The organism is uncultured Halorubrum sp. (genome assembly GCF_937146585.1).
Classification (GTDB): Archaea; Halobacteriota; Halobacteria; order Halobacteriales; family Haloferacaceae; genus Halorubrum; species Halorubrum miltondacostae.
The window spans coordinates 1-16904 of record NZ_CAKZRO010000137.1; the positions used below are offsets into that span (position 1 = coordinate 1).

Here is a 16904-nt window from a genome sequence, read left to right on the forward strand (position 1 = left end):
TCGGCTCCGGGACGAGGCCTAGGGCCGGCAGCGTCCGCTCGTAGATGTCGTGGGCCACGGCGGCCGACGTGACCAGCAGCACCGAGTCGACGGTACTGAGCACCGCCGCGACGACCGCACCGAGCAACAGCAGCCCCACTGCGGGACCGAACAGGTCGAGCGCGAGCCGGACGACGGACGCGTCCGGGTCGGCCAGCCCGGGGAACCGGACGCGCGCGAGCAGCCCCAGCGTCAGGATACACACGGCGATGACGGCCTGGATCGCGATGGAGATCGGGATCGCCCGCTTGACCGTCTCCGGGTCTCGCATGGCGTAGACCCGCGAGAGTTCGTACGGGGCCACCGCGATACCGAACCCGAACGACAGCGCCAGCCCGGTCGTGAGCGCGGGCGCCGAGGTGCCCGACAGCAACGCCGGGTCGATAGCCGCAGCCGCGTCGATGAGCGCGCTCGCGCCCCCCGTCTCGGCGACTCCGACGACGGCTGCCGCCGCGACGCCGAGGAGGAGGGCCGTGACCTGAACCGCGTCCGAATAGATGCTCAACCGCATCCCACCGACGAGCGTGTACGAGAGCGCGACCGCGGCGAACGCCGCGATGCCGAGGACCCGCGGCACTCCGAAGACGGCGTCGAGGACGACCGCCCCGGCGACGTACTGGGCGGTCGTGTACACGAGGTAGATGACGCTGACGAGGGCCGCGGTCGTCCCGCCGACCACCTCGTTGTCGCCGTCGAAGCGCGCCGAGAGGAACTCCGAGACGGTGATCCCGCCGCGGGCGCGCAGGTGCGGCCCCACGAACAGCAGCGACGCGACCCAGCCGGCCCAGATGCCGAGCCACACCAGGCCGAAGCTCACGCCCACGGCGTAGTGGATCCCGATCGTGCCGATGAGCGTCCCCGCGCTGACCTGCGTCGCGGTCAACGACATTGCACCGAACACGCCCCCGATCCGGCGGTCGGCCGCGTAGAACGACTCGGCGTTCGACGCGTCCCCCTCGCTGTGCGCCTCCGAGGAACCGATCACGCTACCAACCTCCCCGAGCGAACGAATAAGCGATGTCCTCAGTTTCGCGGCAAAAGCATCCGATATCATATACAACAGTTATTATGCGATCGCGTCTCGTGTGAACGCATGTCTATGGCCGACCGGCCCCCGATACGCGTCCTCTGCGTGGACGACGAGCCGGGGTTCGCGACGCTCACCGCGGACGTCTTGGACCAACAGCACGACGACATCAGGGCCGTCGGCGTCACCTCCGCCGAGGCGGCGCTGGGCCGGCTCGAGGAGTCGACGTTCGACTGCGTGGTCAGTGACTACGACATGCCCGACGTCGACGGCCTCGAACTGCTCGACGCCGTCCGCGAGCGCTACCCGTCGAAGCCGTTCATCCTGTTCACCGGTCGCGGCAGCGAGGCCATCGCGAGCGAGGCGATCTCGTCCGGGGTCTCCGACTACCTCCAGAAGAGCGGTGGCCAAGAGCAGTACGAGCTCTTGGCGAATCGGATCCGAACGTGCGTCACGCGGCTCAGGGAACGACGGGACCGCGAGCGCGTCGAGGACTGGTACTCGCAGCTGTTCGAGCAGCGGCTGATCGGCGCGGGACTGTCACAGGACCGGAGCTTCGAGCTGGCGAACCGCCGCCTCGCCGAGATGCTCGGGATGCGGCGCGACGAACTCGTGGGCGAGCCGGTGTCGTCGATCGTCGCCCCGCACGATCGGGACCGAGTGGTCCGGGCGATCCGACGGCGAGAGTCCGGCGACGACGACCGCGTCAGATACACGATCGACCTCCTGGCGGCGGACGGCTCCACGTTTCAGGCGACGGTGGTCGGGAGCCGCGTCACCTACCGGGGCGAGCCCGCGATCCTCGGGCTCATCCAACCGACCGGCGCGGACGAGGCGGCGGCCTCGCAGGCGGTCCGGGGCCGCATCGAGGCCGCGAGCCGGATCCTCTCGCGCCCGCCGTCGGAACTGGACGCGCCGCTCCTGTCGACCGCGAACACGCACCTCGCCGAGGTCCTCGAAGCGCTCGACACCGGCGACTCGTCGCCGACTACCCCCGATCCGACCCGCCCCGTACAGCTCTCCGACGCCGTCGGCGAAGCGGTGTCACAGGCCGGCCTCTCGGCGACGGCGACCGTGACGGTGGATCCGGACGGGTCCATCGACCGCGACCGCGGCACCGTCGTCCTCGCCGTCCGGAACATCCTCCAGGCCGCGCTAGACGAGGCGGTCGACGCGGTCGCAATCGAGGCGCGAACGACGGCCGACGGCTTCCGAGTGCTCGTCCGCGACCCGCGGTCCGAGTCCGCGGAGGAGTGCTGCGTCGCCGAACTACCGTTCGACGTCGGCCTCGCCGGCGACGCGATGTACGGGCTCGACCTGTTCATGCGGCGGATCCCGGGTGGCGTTCGCTGCGACGCGGTCGTCGCGGAGCGGTGAGTCGCCGGGCGACCGCTCAACGGATCACGAACGCCGGCTCCTCGATCCGCTCGCTCTTACACTCGGGACACCGCGAGGGCTCGTTGACCGGGTCGTCGAAGCCGTCGAACCCGCACTCCCGACAGGTCGGCGGCGCGACGAGGAACTCCTCGTCGGCCCCGCCGTCGCCTTCTTCAGATCCGCTCTCGTCGGCGACCGACCGCGAGACGTGTTCGAGGTGTTCGTACACCGTCGGCGTCGGCAGCGACAGCGTCGCCGCGAGGTCGCTCGCCGTCCGCGGCTCCTCCCGGAGCGCGTCGGCGATCCGCTGGCGGGTCGTCTCCATGCGTCGCCTTCGCCCCGCGCCGGCTAAAGCGGTCCGGGACGCCGCCGCCGGCCCACCCCGAAGCGGTGACGCGGGCACAAGAGGTATGTCACCGGGGTGAGACGGAGGGGTATGAAAGCCGTCGTACTCGCGGGTGGCTACGCGACCAGACTCTGGCCGATCACCGAGCACCGGCCGAAGATGTTCCTCCCGGTCGGCGAGAACACCGTCATCGACGAGATATTCGAGGACCTGGAGGCGGACGACCGGGTCGACGAGGTGTTCGTCTCGACGAACGAGCGCTTCGCCGACACGTTCGCCGACTACCTCGACGACAGCCCCTTCGAGAAGCCGACGCTGTCGGTCGAGGAGACGGTCGAGGAGGACGAGAAGTTCGGCGTCGTGGGGGCGCTCGAACAGCTCGTCGAGCGCGAGGGGGTCGACGACGACCTGATCGTCGTCGCGGGCGACAACATGATCAGCTTCGATCTGGGCGACTTCGCGGACTTCTTCGAGGACAAAGGGACGCCGACGTTGGCGGCCTACGACGTGGGCGACCGCGAGCGCGCGAAGTCGTACGGGCTCGTCCAGCTGGACGGCGACGAGGTGATCGACTTCCAGGAGAAGCCCGACGATCCGGAGTCGACGCTCGTCTCCATCGCCTGCTACGCGTTCCCCGCCGAGACGCTCCCGAAGCTCACGACCTACCTCGAGAACGGCCAGAACCCGGACGAGCCCGGCTGGTTCCTCCAGTGGCTCCAGGAGCGCGGGGCGGTCAACGCGTTCACCTTCGACGGCGCGTGGTTCGACATCGGTACCGCCGACAGCTACCTCGACGCGGTCGAGTACGCGCTCGACGGCGGGACGCTCGTCGCCGACGGCGCGACCGTCGAGGGCAGCGACCTGGGCGACGTCGTCCACGTGATGGACGGCGCGACGGTGACCGACTCGACGCTCGACCGCGCCGTCGTCTTCCCGGACGCGACCATCGGCGACTCCGAGATCAGCAACTCCGTGATCGACACGGGCGCGACCCTGACGGGCGTCGACCTCTCCGGTGCGCTGATCGGCTCGTACACCTCGATCACCGAGGGCGACGACTTCTAGCGGGAGTCGCCGCGGCGACCGTCAGCCGTCGGGCTCGGTTCTCGGAGCCTGCTCACTCGTCGGTCCCGGCCTGCGCGTGCGTGTGGTGGTAGCAGTCGAACGCGGGGTCGCCCTCGTCGGTCGCGGGGTAGAAACAGACTCGCTGGTAGCGCTCGTTGTCCAGCAGGTTCGCGACGAAGCCGCCGGTGTGTCGCGAGACCGAGTCGTACGGGTCGCCGCAGGCGGGGCAGCTCGCCGGCGGGTCCTCGGGGACGTACATGCGACGTGTCGGTCGACGCTACGCTCCCGAGCCGGAAAACGGCCGCGGCGGGGGTCGGCGACCGGGGCGGCTCAGGAGCCGTTCGACCCGTCGCCGCTCCCGCCCTCGACGCCGAGCGCGTCGAACAGCTTCCGCCGGACCGCCTCCTCCGTGAGGTGGAGCAGCGTGTCGCGGTTCTCGCCGCTCGCCTCGATACCCGTGAAGATGCCGAGCGGGATCTCGAGCGACCCCTGCGTCGAGTGGCCGGCGGCGTCGCCCATCTCGGAGAACGCCTCGTCTAAGACGTTCCCGATGTTCAGCCGGATGTCCTTCGAGCGGGCCGCGAGGTAGATCCTGTCGTCGGCGATCCCGAGCACGGCCGTCGTCGTGATCCCCTCTAAGTTGAGAAGGTGTTGGGCCGCCTGCGCGAGCGCCTCGCGGTCGCGGATGAACCCGGCCGTCGAGAAGAGGTGGCTCCCCTGGACCTCGCGGTTCTGGATCGCCTCCGCGAGCACGTCCAACGTCTCCGGGCTCATCGACGGCGACTCCACCTGCTCGAGCGTGTCGTGGTTCGCGAACGGGTGGAGGTACGCGGCGGCGGTCAGGTCCGCCGGCGTCGTGTCCCGCTTGAAGTCAAGCGTCTCAGCGCGGATCCCGTAGAGGAGCGCGGTCGCGACCGCCTCCGAGGGGGACTGGTCGAACTCCTGGAGGTACTTCGTGAGGATCGTCGACGTCGAGGAGACGTTGGTCCGCACGTCGACGAACCGCGCGTCGAACGGCACCTCGGCCTCCAGGTGGTCGAGGTAGATGTCGACGGGCACGTCGAGATCGAGGTCCTCCGCGGCGGCCTTCGCGAGGTCGACGGCCGCGACCGTCGCGTACTCCGCGAGCGGCGGGGCCTCGCTGCGGGCGAGCAGGTCGATCCCGAGGAGGTTGACGAACGCCCGGTTCTCCTGGTGGCCGACGTCGCCGGAGTAGATGATGTCGGCGTCGACGCCGAACGCCTCCGCGATCGCCTGGAGCGCGGTCGCGGACGCGATCGAGTCCGGCTCCGGGTTGTCGTGGGTGAGGATCGCCATCCGGTCGCCGCCCTCCTCGACGATCTCCGCCAGCTGGCGGGCCATGTACTCCAGCTCGCCCGTCTCCAGCGACTGGAGGGCGCTGTCGGCGATCACCGTCGAGGGGTTGATCACGACGTCCGCGCCGCGCTCGCGAAGCTCGTCCTCGCTGACCGGGTCGGAGGCCCGGGCGACGAGGTAGTGGTCGCCGCCGGTCTCCCTGACCGCCGAGACGGCGGCCTTGTTCGCCTCCACGTCGCTGGCGAGGATCAGCACGATGTCGCGGTCGGCGAGCTCGTCGACGACGTCCGGCTCGGCGATGTCTTGGACGCGCGCGTTGAGGTCTTGGTCGCGGAGCGCCTCGACCCGACTCTCGTCGCGGTCGAGGATGAGGACGTCCTTGCCGCGCTCGGTCAGTTCCTCCGCGACGGCGTGGCCGACGCTTCCGCAGCCGAGAATGGCGTATCGGGTCCGCGCGGATCCGGATGCCCCACTACTCATTGGAGGGATTTCCGCGGCACGACACTTAACGAGTGCGCTCTCGGCGTCGTCCCCCCGTCGACGGGGCCGGAAATCCGGCGCCTCCGGCGTCCAAGGAGCGCTCGCGACTCCGAACGCGAGGCCGTCGCACTCGTGCGATTCGGTCGGCGTCCGCGGGGCTGCCGACAGGGTCGAATGAAAAGGCCTTTTAGCGTGACCCGGGTACGAACTTGTGAGGGCCGGTAGCTCAGTTAGGGAGAGCGACGGACTCTTAATCCGTCGGTCGCGTGTTCAAATCGCGCCCGGCCCGTCCACTGAACCGCAGAGCGATAGCGATGCGGTGAGGGAACCGGACGGAAGCGATTTGAACGAGAGAAGTCGCAGCGCGAGCGAAGCGAGCGACCGTCTTCTGGTTGTTCAAAATCGCGCCCGGCCCGCTTCTTCGTCGTTGCCGCCGTTTACCCCGCAGCGTAGCCGTTTTCGGGAGCTCAAGACGGCGGCGTAGGCTCGCCGGCGACCCTCGCAGCCGCAACCGTCTTCTTCGGAGCCACAACCGTCACCTCTCGGAGCCGCGACCGTCAGTCGCGCAGCCGTAGCACCGACTTCTCCTTCCCGTGCGACTCGATCATCACGTCCGACTCGGCCCGGAGCCAGTCCGGAACGCTCGCGACGTGGCGCGCGTGTTTCTGCGGCGCCGCCTCCGGCTCGTCGTGGAGCCGCGCCGGCTCCGAGTAGTGCGTGATCGGCCTGACGTCGCCCCACGTCTCGCGGGCCGCCTCGAACCCCTCGCGGTACGTGTGACCGCGGTCGGTGAAGGCGTGGTGGTGGTAGTCGAACGTCACCGGGATCCCGGCGTCGGACGCGACCGCGTCGACGAGTTCGGTGACGCCGAACAGCGACCCCTTGTCGTCGTTCTCGACGACCAGCCGCTCCCGGGCGGGCGGCGCGAGGCCGGTCACGACGTCACGGAATCGGTCCGCCGTGGCCGCCTTGTCGCCGTAGTGCGCGCCGATGTGGACGTTGATAGCGTGTCGCGGCGACCGGGGCAGGTCCATCAGGTCGAGCCAGCGCCCGTGGTGTTCGACCGACTCGACCGACCGCGCGACCGTGTCGCTCGACTCGCTCGCCAGCTTGCACCAGTGGCTCGGGTGGAACGTGAGCCGCATCTCGTTCGATCGGACGATCTCGCCGCAGTCGGTCGCGATCGACCGGATGCGCTCGTAGTTCGGCAGCTCGTCGAGTTCGAACTGCGAGTTCCACGGGACGAGCGTGGAGCTACACCGGTAAAAGCCGATGTCGCGATCGCGGTTCCACCGCAGGATCGCCCGCAGGTCCTCGAAGTTCCGCTCGACGAGTTCGGCGACGCGCTCGATCCCCTCGGCCTCCCACGTCCGCTTGCGGATGTCCCGGTTACAGCGCCGCGGCGGGTCGCGCTCGCGGAGCGTCCGGTTCATCGCGGCGTATCCGAGCATGACCGACCCTTCGGTCGCCGGCGGTTAGACGCGTTCGGTGCGTCCGACCCTCTGACCGCGTTCGCGTAACCGTCTTGTGCGACACGGGCGTACGTCTCGACGTACCGACCCGCCGGGAGCGATCGAACGCGACGGTCGCTCGGACGCCACGGCGAGCGGACGCGACGGCGCGAGGACGACTATGGGACAGGAGACATTGGACGGCGTCGACATCACCGCGCTGCGGGCGGAGTACAACCGGAAGGTGAACAGAGAGCTACCGGCGCGGGCTCGGGAGGCGGGCGACTGGCCGATCCGCGAGGACCACTGCTTCGCCCGCGTCGCGCTCGACAACGCGTTCGGGGGCCGGTGGGACGACCACGTCTCGGGACGGCCGGCGTACAGACACCTCTCGGCCGATGAGCTGGAGGCGGCGATCGCGGTCGCGGACGCGATGCTCGCGGAGGGGTGCCCGGCGGTTGAGCGGTACGACGAGCGGTCGCTTGCGTGGCGCGGCGAGCGCTGATCGCAGCGCGCCGCGGCCCGCCGCTCCGATCACCGTCGGCGGTCGCTCACCGCCGGCTCAACGCTTTTGCCCGAGCGGCGCCGACGAACGTCCGTGAAACGAAACGTCGGACGGATCGACGCGGTCGCGCGTATCGTCGGGGGCGTCGCCGTCGGGGTCCTCGCGCTCCTCGTCGCGACGACGGACGTCAGCGTGCCCGTCGTCTCGGCCGTCGGACTCGCGATCGCCGGCGCCGTGCTCGTCGTCGAGGGCGCGACGCGTCGGTGCCTGCTGTACCGCGCGTTCGGGATCGACCGCTGTCCGATAGACTGACCGCCGAAGAATCGCCCGCCGGCCCGTCGCTCGCCGCCCTATGCCGAGTCGCCGTCGGGCGTCGCCGCCAGGGGCGGCTCGACGCCGAGCAGGTCGGCGCTCACCGCCCACAGCCTGCGGGCGGCGGTCTCGTCCCGGGCCGCGCGCGACGGCGCCGTCGGCTCGAGGTCCGCGAAGTACCGCCCCGAAACGGTCGCCGTCTCGGGGGACACGGCCGGCACGAGCAGTTCGGCCGCCCCCTCGGCGACGCTCGTCACGAACGGGAGGCCGTCGAGCGCCCCCAGCACGCGCGAGACCGGCCCCGGGAGGAACCGGCTGAAGCCGCTCCCCGGGATCGCGCCGGGGTGGATGCTGTTCGAGGTGACGTCGCGGTCGGCCGCGTCGAGGCGGTCGGCGAGTTCGGCCGCGAACAGCACGTTCGCGAGCTTCGAGTGGCCGTACGCCCACGTCGCCGAGTACCCGTCGACCGTCCGTACCCGCGTGAGGTCGAGCTCCGAGCCGCGGTGCGCGGCCGACGCCGTGGTGACGACCCGCGCGCGCGGTCGGAGGTGGTCGAGCAGCTCCGCCGTCAGCAGGTACGGCGACAGGTGGTTGACGTGGAACGTGTACTCGACGCCGAGGTCGGTCAGCCGTCCGTCGCGGAAGAACCCCCCGGCGTTGTTGATCAGGAGGTCGAGACCGTCCGTCTCGCGGCGGACGGTCGCGGCCAGCTCGCGCACCGAGTCGGGATCGGCGAAGTCCGCGCGGACGAAGCGCCCGTCGGCGCCGGCGGCCGCGAGCTCTTCGACGACGGTCTCTCCGGCCTCCCGGTCCCGGCCGTGGACGATCACGTCGGCGCCGAGCCGACCCAAGGCGAGCGCCGCGGCGCGACCGATCCCGCTCGTCGAGCCGGTCACGAGCGCCTGCCGGCCGCGACAGTCGACGTCGGCGACGCCCGCGATGTGCTCCGGATCGTCTGTCATACCGATCGTTGGGCCCGGACGCACTTGAGCGCGGTCACGGTCGGACCGCCGCGCGGGGCGGCCGGACGCGACGACCCCGGCGTAACCGATATGCCGACGCTGTCCCACTCTCTCTCATGGACCTCGAGACCGCTGAGACGGCGGCGGACCCGGACGAGCTCCGGGATCGACTCCCCCCGGCGCCGGGCGAGTGGACCCGGACCGCCGACACCACCGGCACCGTGGAGTACCGACTGCCGAGCGACGAGAGCCCCTGTACGGCGGCGAAGCTGACCGTCCGCCCCGAGCTGTTCACGGAGCGCGCGGTGCGGCTCGACAAGACGGTCGACTGTTCGAGCGTCGGCACGGATCGATTCGACACGGTCGAGGACGTCGTCGCGGTCGTCGAGCGGGAGCTAGCGCACGTGCTGCGCGGGCTCGACGACGCTCCGGAGGGGGAGGCGGCCGCTCCCGCGGACTCGTAGTCGCCGCGCCGGCGACGACGAACGGCGCCCGGTCGCCAGCCCCGCCGCGCCGATCCTTTTTCACTCGCGCCGTCGACCACGGTCCGTACATGACGACTCTCGACGACGCGGCGGCGGTGATCACCGGAGCGAGTTCGGGCATCGGCGAGGCGACGGCGCACGCGCTCGCCGAGCGCGGCGCGAACGTCGTCCTCGTCGCGCGGCGGCGCGAGGCCCTCGAATCGGTCGCGGAGGACGTGCGGTCCGCGCACGGCGTCGAGGCCGTGGTCGCGGACGGCGACGTGCGCGACGCGGCGACCTCGGCGGCGGCGGTCGAGGCGGCGGTCGAGGAGTTCGGCGGCCTCGACGTGGCCGTCGTCAACGCGGGGATCGCCCGCGGGAGCGACGTGGCGACGATGACGGACGAGGAGTACTCGGCGATGCAGGGGACGAACGTCGACGGCGCGTTCTTCCTCACGCGCGAGGCGCTCCCGCATCTCACGGAGCGCGAGGGGAGCCTCGTCGCGGTCGGCAGCTTCGCCGGGGAGTACCCGCGGTCGTTCAACCCCGTGTACGCCGCGACGAAGTGGTGGGTCCGCGGGTTCGCGCACAGCGTCGCGGCGCAGGTCGGCGACGACGGCGTCGCCGTCTCCGTGGTCAACCCCTCGGAGGTCCGGACGGAGTTCGGCAGCGAGGACGGCGAGCCGTTCGAGGAGCGGTTCGAGCCGGGGAGCGTCACCGAGCCGGCGGAGGTGGCCGAGGCGATCGCCTTCGCCGCGTCGCGGCCCGGCTCGACGGCCCAGGAGATCGACCTCTTCCGGCGGGACAAGTTCGCCGACGCGCTGTAGCCGCCGCGGTCCGGCCGGGCGAGCCGTCGAGCGTCCGGCCCCGGCCCTCGAACCGTAACCGCTTTTGAATCACCGGACCGCAGACGCGTGTGAGCAACGCGACGGACGGGCCGAAGCGATCGCAGTTCTGGGCGCTGTACCTCACTCGGTTCGCGGAGGGGTTCGGCTTCATCACGCTGCTGACGCTTCTGCCGACGTACATCAACGCCTTGGACCCACAGGCGGTCACCGTGCTGGGCGTCACGGTCTCAGCGGGCTTCGTCATCGGGATGTACACCACCGGGTTCACGCTCGCGCAGACGGCCGCGGTGGTCCCGCTCGCGTGGGCCGGCGACCGGTTCGACAAGCGGCGCGTCCTCCTCGTCGTCCTGGCGGCCGGTGCGGGCGTGTACGCGCTGTTCCCCTCGGTCGACTCCTCGGCCACCTTCGTCGCCGTGCGCGCGCTCCAGGGGTTCGTCGTCACCGGCGCGGGGCTGATGACGCTCTCGCTCGTCGGCCAGATCGCCGAAGCGGGCACCCGCGCGGACAAGATCGGGAAGGCGAACGCCGCCTCGTTCGCCGCTTCGATACTCGGGTCCCTCGGCGCGGGCGCCATCTACGACGCCGTCGGCTTCGGTCCCGTCTTCGGCGTCATCACGGCGCTGATGGTGGCCGCGTGGCTCGTCACGTGGGGGGTGCTCGACGACGACCCGACGCGGGTCGAGGGGTTCCCGTTCAGCGACCTCGCGGTCAACCGCAAGCTCCTGACGATATCGACGTTCCGCGCGCAGTACGCCTTCGCGGTGACGATGGTCCGGACGTGGGTTCCGATCTACGCGGGGACGGCGGTCTCCGGCGGCGGGCTCGCGGTCGGCGCGACCGCGGTGGCGGTGACGGTCACCGCCGAGAAGGCGACCAACATGGTCGGGCAACTGTTCACCGGTCGGCTCTCGGACGCCTACGGGCGGTCGCTGTTCGTCTTCGGCGGCGGCGGCGCCTACGGCGTGATCGCGATGGCGATCCCGTTCTCGGCGCCGATCGGCGCCGCCCTCGGCAGCGGCGTCACGGTCCCCGTGCTGGGCGGGCTCCCCCCGGCGTACCTCCCGCTCGTCGGCCTCTCCGGACTCCTCGGCGTCGCCGACTCGTTCCGCGAGCCGGCCAGCATGGCGCTGTTCGCAGACGAGGGGACCGACGACGGCGGCGTCGCCTCCAGCTTCGGCATCCGAGAACTGGTGTGGCGGCCGGGATCGGTGGCCGGCCCCCTCATCGCCGGCTGGCTCATGGTCGAGGTGAGCATGGCGTCCGTCTTCTACGTCGGCGGCGCGTTCGCGGTCACCGGGGTCGTCGCGTTTCTCGCAATCCTCGCGCGGGACCACGGACGCGCGGCGCTGACGGCGTGGTAGCCTCCCTCGCCCCGACGCCGCGAACGCCTACCGCTTCCGGAGCGCGGCCCGGTAGTGCGGACCGTCGCCGGAGCCCTCGCGGTCGACCGCGTCCACGACCCAGTCGGTCCCGACCGCTGCCTCGCGGAGTCGGGCGGGCGAGAACAGCCTGAACTGGAGCGTCGGGTCCGTCTCCCCGTCGTACCGGAACCACATGACGCGGTGCGCGAGCCCCGGCGTCGGGTCCGCGCGGTACCCGAGGAGGTCCGCCGCCTCGGGGTGGTCGGGGTCGTAGCAGTCGACGACCGCCGTCGCGTCGGGCGTCGTGACGAACGCGAGGTCGGCGAGGAACGCCGAGAGCCCGCGCATCGACCCCGCCAGCCCGGTCTGCGTCCCGATCGCGAGCGCCGACGCGAACCGGTCGCGCCCGAACGACTCGCGGAGGGCGAACATGTCGCCCTCGCGGGCGTCGGCGACGTCGCGGTCGCGCATCGTCTCGACGAGCGCCGGGCTGGGTTCGACGGCCACCGTCTCGAACCGCTCCTGAAACCGCAGCGCGTGGCGGCCCGCGCCCGCGCCGAGGTCGACCAGCGGGCCGTCCAGCCGGGACGCTAGCCACGACCCCGCCTCGTCGTCGGGGTCGAACTCGGCGAAGTAGAACGCCTCGATGGGGTGTTCGCGGACCGCCTCGCCGTCTCCCTGGTAGAGCGGTTCCGTCCGCTCGCCGCGGTGGTGGTCGCGGACCGCGCGTCCGAAGGCGTCGGCCATGCGTCGGCGTGTCCGCTCACGGTGAAAAGCGGTCCGTGAGATCGTCACGCAGTGACGCACCGGGTCGCACGTCGCGTCCGCCGGCGACGGCGCGGTCGACCGTTCAGTCGTCGCTCTCGGCCGCCGACCCGCCGGCCGAGTCGGCGACTCGCTTCGTCTCGCTGTCCACGCTGATCCCCTCCCAGTCGTCGTCGGTGTGGAACCCTTCGCGCTCCTTCGCGCCGGGGGCGACGCGCATGAACTCGGCGCGCTCCCGGGCGCGTTCGATCGTGTGCCCGCCGCAGTACGAGAGGCCCGAGCGGATCCCCTGACAGAACTCCTCGGCGACGGTCGCCACCGGCCCCTTGTACGGCGTCAGCGCTTCGACGCCCTCGTCGGCCCCGACGTCCGCCCCCTTGTCGTCCCGGTCCTCCGCGGCGGCGGTCGTCGCCATCCCCCGCGACCGCTTGTACCGCGTGCCGTCCACCTCGACGACCGCACCCGGGGCCTCTTCGGTCCCGGCGAAGAGGCTCCCGAGCATCACCGTGTCGGCCCCGGCCATCAGCGCCTTCGCCGCGTCGCCGGAGGTCCGGATCCCGCCGTCGGCGCAGATCGTGGCGTCGAGGTCCTCGGCCGCGGCCGCGCAGTCGTCGACAGCGGTCAGCTGCGGGACGCCCGCCCCGGCGACCTTCCGCGTGGTACAGTGCGATCCCGGGCCGATGCCGACCTTCACGCAGTCGGCTCCGGCCGCAGCGAGGTCCTCGACGCCCGCCGGCGTGGCGACGTTGCCCGCGACGAGGTCCGTCTCCGGGAACTCCGTCGCGATCTCCTCGACGGCCGCGATCGTCCGGTCGAGGTGCCCGTGCGCGACGTCGACGACGATCGCATCCACGCCGGCGTCGACCAGTGCGGCGCTGCGGGCGAGGTGGTCCTCGTTGATGCCGACCGCAGCGGCGACCTGTTCGCCGGCCGCGGCCACCCGCTCGACCTGCGCCGACTGCTCGTCGGCGGTGAGGAAGCGGTGGAGGACGCCGAGCCCCCCGGCGCGCGAGAGCTCGATCGCCAGCTCGGCCTCCGTGACGGTGTCCATCGCCGCCGAGACCAGCGGCGTCTCCAGTTCGACGTTCGGCGTGAGCCGCGTGGAGAGGTCCACGTTGCTCCGGCTGTCGACGGGCGACCGCTGCGGGACGAGCAGCACGTCCCCGTAGCTCAGCCCGGTTCGTAGATCGTTCATACCCCTAGCGAGGAGAGGGACCGACGGTGAAAAGTCCCTCGATAGCCGGGGTCGCTTGCGGCCGTGCCGGCGAGCCCGTCAGTACCCCTGCTCGGCCAGCGCGTCCTCCAGCGCGGCGAGGACGTACTCGACGTTCTTCGGGCGGGCGGAGTGACCCATACAGCCGATCCGCCAGATGTCGCCCTCCAGGTCGCCGAGGCCGGAGGCGATCTCCAAGTCGTACTCGTCGAGCAGGTGCTCGATGACGGCGGCGTCGTCGACCCCGTCGGGCACGCGGACCGCGTTCAGGCTCGGGAGCCAGTACTCGTCGGGCGCGTTCATCTCGAGGTCCAGGTCGCGGAGCCCCGCCTTCAGCCCGCTCGCGACCTCGCGGTGGCGCGCCCACCGCTCCTCGATCCCCTCCTCGGCGACGAGGCGGAGCGCCTCGCGCAGCGCGTACACGTTCGTGATCGGCGCGGTGTGGTGGTACGAGCGGTCGTCGCCCCAGTACCCCTCCAAGAGGGAGAGGTCGAGGTACCACGAGCGGGCGGGCTCCTCGCGGTCGAGCACCTTGTCCATCGCGCGGTCGTTGAGCGTGAGCGGGCTCGCGCCCGGCGGACACGAGAGGCACTTCTGGGGGCCGGAGTAGGCGGCGTCGACGTCCCACTCGTCGACGCGCATCTCCACGCCGCCGAGCGAGGTGACGCAGTCCGCGATCACGAAGGCGTCGTGGGCGTGCGCGATGTCCGTCAGTTCGTCGACGTCCGGCTGGCGGACGCCGGTCGAGGTCTCCGCGTGGACGAAGCCGAACACGTCCGGCTGGTGTTCGTCGAACGCGCGCTCGACGTCGGCGGGGTCGAGGGGCTCGCCCCACGGGGCGTCCACCGCGACGACCTCCCCGCCCGCGCGCTCGGCCATCGACCGCATCCGGCCGCCGAAGTAGCCGTTCGTCGGGACCAGCATCGTGTCGCCCGGCTCGACGAGGTTACCGATCGCGGCCTCCATCGACGCGGACCCCGTCCCGGACACCGGGATGGTCCACCGGTTGTCGGTCCGGAACGTGTAGCGCAACAGCTCCTGGACCTCGTCCATGATCTCGACGAACGACGGGTCGAGGTGGCCGACGAGCGGCGTGCTCATCGCCTTGAGGACGCGCGGGTGGACGTCGCTCGGACCGGGACCCATCAGCGTCCGGTCCGGCGGCGTCAGCTCGCCGACCTCGGGCGCTCGCTCGTCGACGCCGGGCTCGACGTGGGAGTTCGACATACCTCGGATCCCGGAAAGCGACGTGAAAAACCCGACGGAACCGGGAATCCGCGGCGGCGCGAGCCGCCCCGTCGAACGGGGACCGGTCGGCCGCCTTCGGGGAGCGTGCGCGCGTCGATCCCGGGCAACTAAGCCGCCGCGACGAGTACGCCCGCGCATGTCCGGCCCACCGCGCGGCTCGAACTCGGACCGGGACCTCCAGACGGTCCTCGACCGGATGGCGGACGGGTTCTTCGCCCTCGACGCGGACTGGACCGTCACGTACGCCAACGAGGCCGGTCGGCGAATCCTCCGGTCCGCGATGAGCGACGGGGCGGTCGGCGGGGACGGCACCGTCGAGGGGCGCGACCTGTGGGACTCGATCCCCGGCTCGGCCGAGACGCAGTTCTACGACGAGTACCACCGCGCGATGGAGACCCAGGAGCCCGTCTCGTTCGACTCGTACTACGAGCCGCTGGACACGTGGTTCGACGTGCGCGTGTTCCCCGACGACGACGGGCTCTCCGTGTACCTCCGCGACGTGTCCGAGCGGCGCGAACTGGAGCGGCGACAGCGGGAGAGCCTCCGGGCGATCCAGCAGCTGTACGCGGTCTCGTCCGACCACGACCGGACGTTCGAGGAGAAGGTCGAGGCGATCCTGCGGCTCGGCTGCGAGTACTTGGACGTGCCGAACGGCTTCCTCACCCGGATCGACGACGGGACGCAGCGCGTCGTCGTCTCCCACGCCGACCACCCGCTGCTCCAGGCCGGGGAGACGTGCCCTCTCGACGAGGCCTACTGTAAGCGGACCATCGAGCGCGACCGCCTGCTGACGGTCGTCGACGCGTCCGACGAGGGCTGGGAGAGCGACCCGGCGTACGAGACGTTCGGCCTCGAGACGTACATCGGGGGACAGGTGTCGGTCGACGGCGAGCAGTACGGCACGCTCTGCTTCGCCGCGACGACGCCCCGCGACGCGCCGTTCACCGACACCCAGCAGACGTTCGTGCGGCTGCTGTCGCGGTGGGTGAGCTACGAGTTGGAGCGGCGACGCGCCGCCGAGCGGCTCGAACGCGAGCGCGACCGCCTCGACGAGTTCGTGAGCGTGGTGAGCCACGACCTCCGGAACCCCCTCACGACCGCGCGAGGGCGGCTGGACCTCCTCGCCGACGACTGCGACAGCGACCACGTGGAGCCGGTCGAGCGGTCGCTCTCGCGGATGGAGACGCTCGTCGACGACCTGCTGACGTTGGCGCGCGAGGGGAGCGACGTCGAGGACCCGAGCCCGGTCGACCTCGTCGCGACCGCGACCGACGCGTGGGAGACGGCCGACACGCGGCGCGGAACCCTCGAGACCGCGGTCGACGGTGGCGACGTGCTGGCCGACGAGGAGCGGCTCCGCCAGCTCCTCGAGAACCTCTTCCGCAACGCGGCGGAGCACGGCGGCGACGACGCGACCGTGACGGTGGGCTCGCTCGCGGACGGCTCCGGGTTCTACGTGGCCGACGACGGCCCGGGGATCCCCGAGGCGGAGCGCGAGCAGGTGTTCGAGACCGGGTACACCACGACCGCCGACGGGACGGGGTTCGGTCTGAACATCGTCGGCGAAATCGTCGACGCGCACGGCTGGGAGATCCGCGTCGTCGAGTCAGAAGACGGGGGCGCCCGCTTCGAGATTACCGGCGTCGAGTCGGCCTGAGCCGCCGCGAGCGACGCGGGCGGCGCCGGCCGCTCGTCTCGGCCGTCACTCCTCGCCGACGAAGTTCGGCTCCGTGCGCTTCGCGTCGCGCTCCGCCACGAGGTGGTCGACGAACTCGTCGAGGTCGACGTCGCCGCGCTGGTTCTCGAAGCGGTCGCGGACGGAGACGGTGCCCGCCTCCTGCTCGTCCTCGCCGACGATGACCATGTACGGGAGGCGGTCGTCGTGGCCCGCGCGGATCTTGCGGCCGACGGTCCAGTCGCGGTCCTCGACCTCGACGCGGAAGCCCGCGTCCTCCAACTCGTTCTTCACGCGGTGGGCGTAGCCGAGCGTCTCGTCGGAGACGGGGAGGATCCGGACCTGCTCCGGCGCGAGCCACAGCGGGAAGTTGCCGTCGAAGTGCTCGATGAGGACCATGAAGAAGCGCTCGTAGCTGCCGTACAGCGCCCGGTGGATCATCACCGGCT

18 protein-coding genes and 1 tRNA gene are annotated in these 16904 nt (G+C 71.3%); 9 read left to right on the top strand and 10 right to left on the bottom strand.

What is annotated here, in order from left to right; translation table 11 throughout:
• On the bottom strand, positions 1 to 1024 hold a 1024-nt coding region (locus Q0116_RS10710; RefSeq protein WP_297887911.1), incomplete at its 3' end, for a sodium:solute symporter.
• A 108-nt stretch (positions 1025 to 1132) separates the two neighbouring features.
• On the opposite strand from Q0116_RS10710, the gene Q0116_RS10715 reads away from it, so the two are divergent.
• On the top strand, positions 1133 to 2443 hold the full coding sequence (locus Q0116_RS10715; RefSeq protein WP_297887914.1) for a response regulator: 1311 nt from the start codon (positions 1133 to 1135) through the stop codon (positions 2441 to 2443).
• Positions 2444 to 2459: 16 nt separating this feature from the next.
• Here the strand turns inward: Q0116_RS10715 and Q0116_RS10720 are convergent, their stop codons facing one another.
• Entirely contained in the window at positions 2460 to 2768 is a 309-nt protein-coding gene (locus Q0116_RS10720) for a transcriptional regulator (RefSeq protein WP_297887916.1), read from the bottom strand.
• A gap of 111 nt (positions 2769 to 2879) precedes the next feature.
• On the opposite strand from Q0116_RS10720, the gene Q0116_RS10725 reads away from it, so the two are divergent.
• Positions 2880 to 3854, top strand: a complete 975-nt coding sequence (locus Q0116_RS10725) for an NDP-sugar synthase (protein WP_297887919.1) — start codon at positions 2880 to 2882, stop codon at positions 3852 to 3854.
• Positions 3855 to 3906: 52 nt separating this feature from the next.
• Here the strand turns inward: Q0116_RS10725 and Q0116_RS10730 are convergent, their stop codons facing one another.
• Together Q0116_RS10730 and Q0116_RS10735 are read right to left on the bottom strand one after the other, a co-directional pair.
• Entirely contained in the window at positions 3907 to 4113 is a 207-nt protein-coding gene (locus Q0116_RS10730) for a hypothetical protein (protein WP_297887922.1), read from the bottom strand.
• Positions 4114 to 4184: 71 nt separating this feature from the next.
• Positions 4185 to 5651 (bottom strand): DHH family phosphoesterase, encoded by a 1467-nt coding sequence (locus Q0116_RS10735; RefSeq protein ID WP_297887924.1) that lies wholly within the window; start codon positions 5649 to 5651, stop codon positions 4185 to 4187.
• A 215-nt stretch (positions 5652 to 5866) separates the two neighbouring features.
• Between Q0116_RS10735 and Q0116_RS10740 the strand changes: the two genes are divergently transcribed.
• A tRNA-Lys gene (locus tag Q0116_RS10740) sits at positions 5867 to 5940 on the top strand.
• Positions 5941 to 6208: 268 nt separating this feature from the next.
• Here the strand turns inward: Q0116_RS10740 and uvsE are convergent.
• A complete protein-coding gene (uvsE, locus tag Q0116_RS10745; RefSeq protein ID WP_297887926.1) occupies positions 6209 to 7102 on the bottom strand; it encodes a UV DNA damage repair endonuclease UvsE in 894 nt (297 codons plus the stop codon).
• Positions 7103 to 7283: 181 nt separating this feature from the next.
• On the opposite strand from uvsE, the gene Q0116_RS10750 reads away from it, so the two are divergent.
• Together Q0116_RS10750 and Q0116_RS10755 are read left to right on the top strand one after the other, a co-directional pair.
• Complete coding sequence (locus Q0116_RS10750) at positions 7284 to 7607, top strand: hypothetical protein (RefSeq protein WP_297887928.1); 324 nt, start codon at positions 7284 to 7286, stop codon at positions 7605 to 7607.
• Between the two features lie 93 nt (positions 7608 to 7700).
• A complete protein-coding gene (locus Q0116_RS10755) occupies positions 7701 to 7919 on the top strand; it encodes a DUF2892 domain-containing protein (protein WP_297887930.1) in 219 nt (72 codons plus the stop codon).
• Between the two features lie 38 nt (positions 7920 to 7957).
• Here Q0116_RS10755 and Q0116_RS10760 read toward each other — a convergent pair whose 3' ends face one another.
• Complete coding sequence (locus Q0116_RS10760; RefSeq protein WP_297887932.1) at positions 7958 to 8881, bottom strand: SDR family NAD(P)-dependent oxidoreductase; 924 nt, start codon at positions 8879 to 8881, stop codon at positions 7958 to 7960.
• Positions 8882 to 8997: 116 nt separating this feature from the next.
• Here Q0116_RS10760 and Q0116_RS10765 point away from each other — a divergent pair, with 116 nt between their 5' ends.
• The 3 genes from Q0116_RS10765 (at position 8998) to Q0116_RS10775 (ending at position 11554) form a co-directional block, all read left to right on the top strand.
• Complete coding sequence (locus tag Q0116_RS10765; protein WP_297887935.1) at positions 8998 to 9345, top strand: hypothetical protein; 348 nt, start codon at positions 8998 to 9000, stop codon at positions 9343 to 9345.
• An 89-nt stretch (positions 9346 to 9434) separates the two neighbouring features.
• Complete coding sequence (locus Q0116_RS10770) at positions 9435 to 10172, top strand: SDR family oxidoreductase (RefSeq protein ID WP_297887938.1); 738 nt, start codon at positions 9435 to 9437, stop codon at positions 10170 to 10172.
• A gap of 89 nt (positions 10173 to 10261) precedes the next feature.
• Positions 10262 to 11554 (top strand): MFS transporter, encoded by a 1293-nt coding sequence (locus Q0116_RS10775; protein WP_297887941.1) that lies wholly within the window; start codon positions 10262 to 10264, stop codon positions 11552 to 11554.
• Positions 11555 to 11581: 27 nt separating this feature from the next.
• Here Q0116_RS10775 and Q0116_RS10780 read toward each other — a convergent pair whose 3' ends face one another.
• From Q0116_RS10780 to Q0116_RS10790, 3 genes are all read right to left on the bottom strand, one after another.
• Positions 11582 to 12301: a class I SAM-dependent methyltransferase gene (locus Q0116_RS10780; protein ID WP_297887944.1), complete on the bottom strand. Its 720-nt coding sequence runs from the start codon at positions 12299 to 12301 to the stop codon at positions 11582 to 11584.
• A gap of 103 nt (positions 12302 to 12404) precedes the next feature.
• Complete coding sequence (locus Q0116_RS10785) at positions 12405 to 13514, bottom strand: guanosine monophosphate reductase (protein ID WP_297887947.1); 1110 nt, start codon at positions 13512 to 13514, stop codon at positions 12405 to 12407.
• Positions 13515 to 13592: 78 nt separating this feature from the next.
• Positions 13593 to 14759 (bottom strand): alanine--glyoxylate aminotransferase family protein, encoded by a 1167-nt coding sequence (locus Q0116_RS10790; protein WP_297887949.1) that lies wholly within the window; start codon positions 14757 to 14759, stop codon positions 13593 to 13595.
• Between the two features lie 157 nt (positions 14760 to 14916).
• Here Q0116_RS10790 and Q0116_RS10795 point away from each other — a divergent pair, with 157 nt between their 5' ends.
• On the top strand, positions 14917 to 16437 hold the full coding sequence (locus tag Q0116_RS10795; RefSeq protein ID WP_297887951.1) for an ATP-binding protein: 1521 nt from the start codon (positions 14917 to 14919) through the stop codon (positions 16435 to 16437).
• 45 nt (positions 16438 to 16482) lie between these two features.
• On the opposite strand, the gene Q0116_RS10800 is transcribed toward Q0116_RS10795, so the two are convergent.
• On the bottom strand, positions 16483 to 16904 hold a 422-nt coding region (locus Q0116_RS10800; protein ID WP_297887953.1), incomplete at its 5' end, for a His/Gly/Thr/Pro-type tRNA ligase C-terminal domain-containing protein.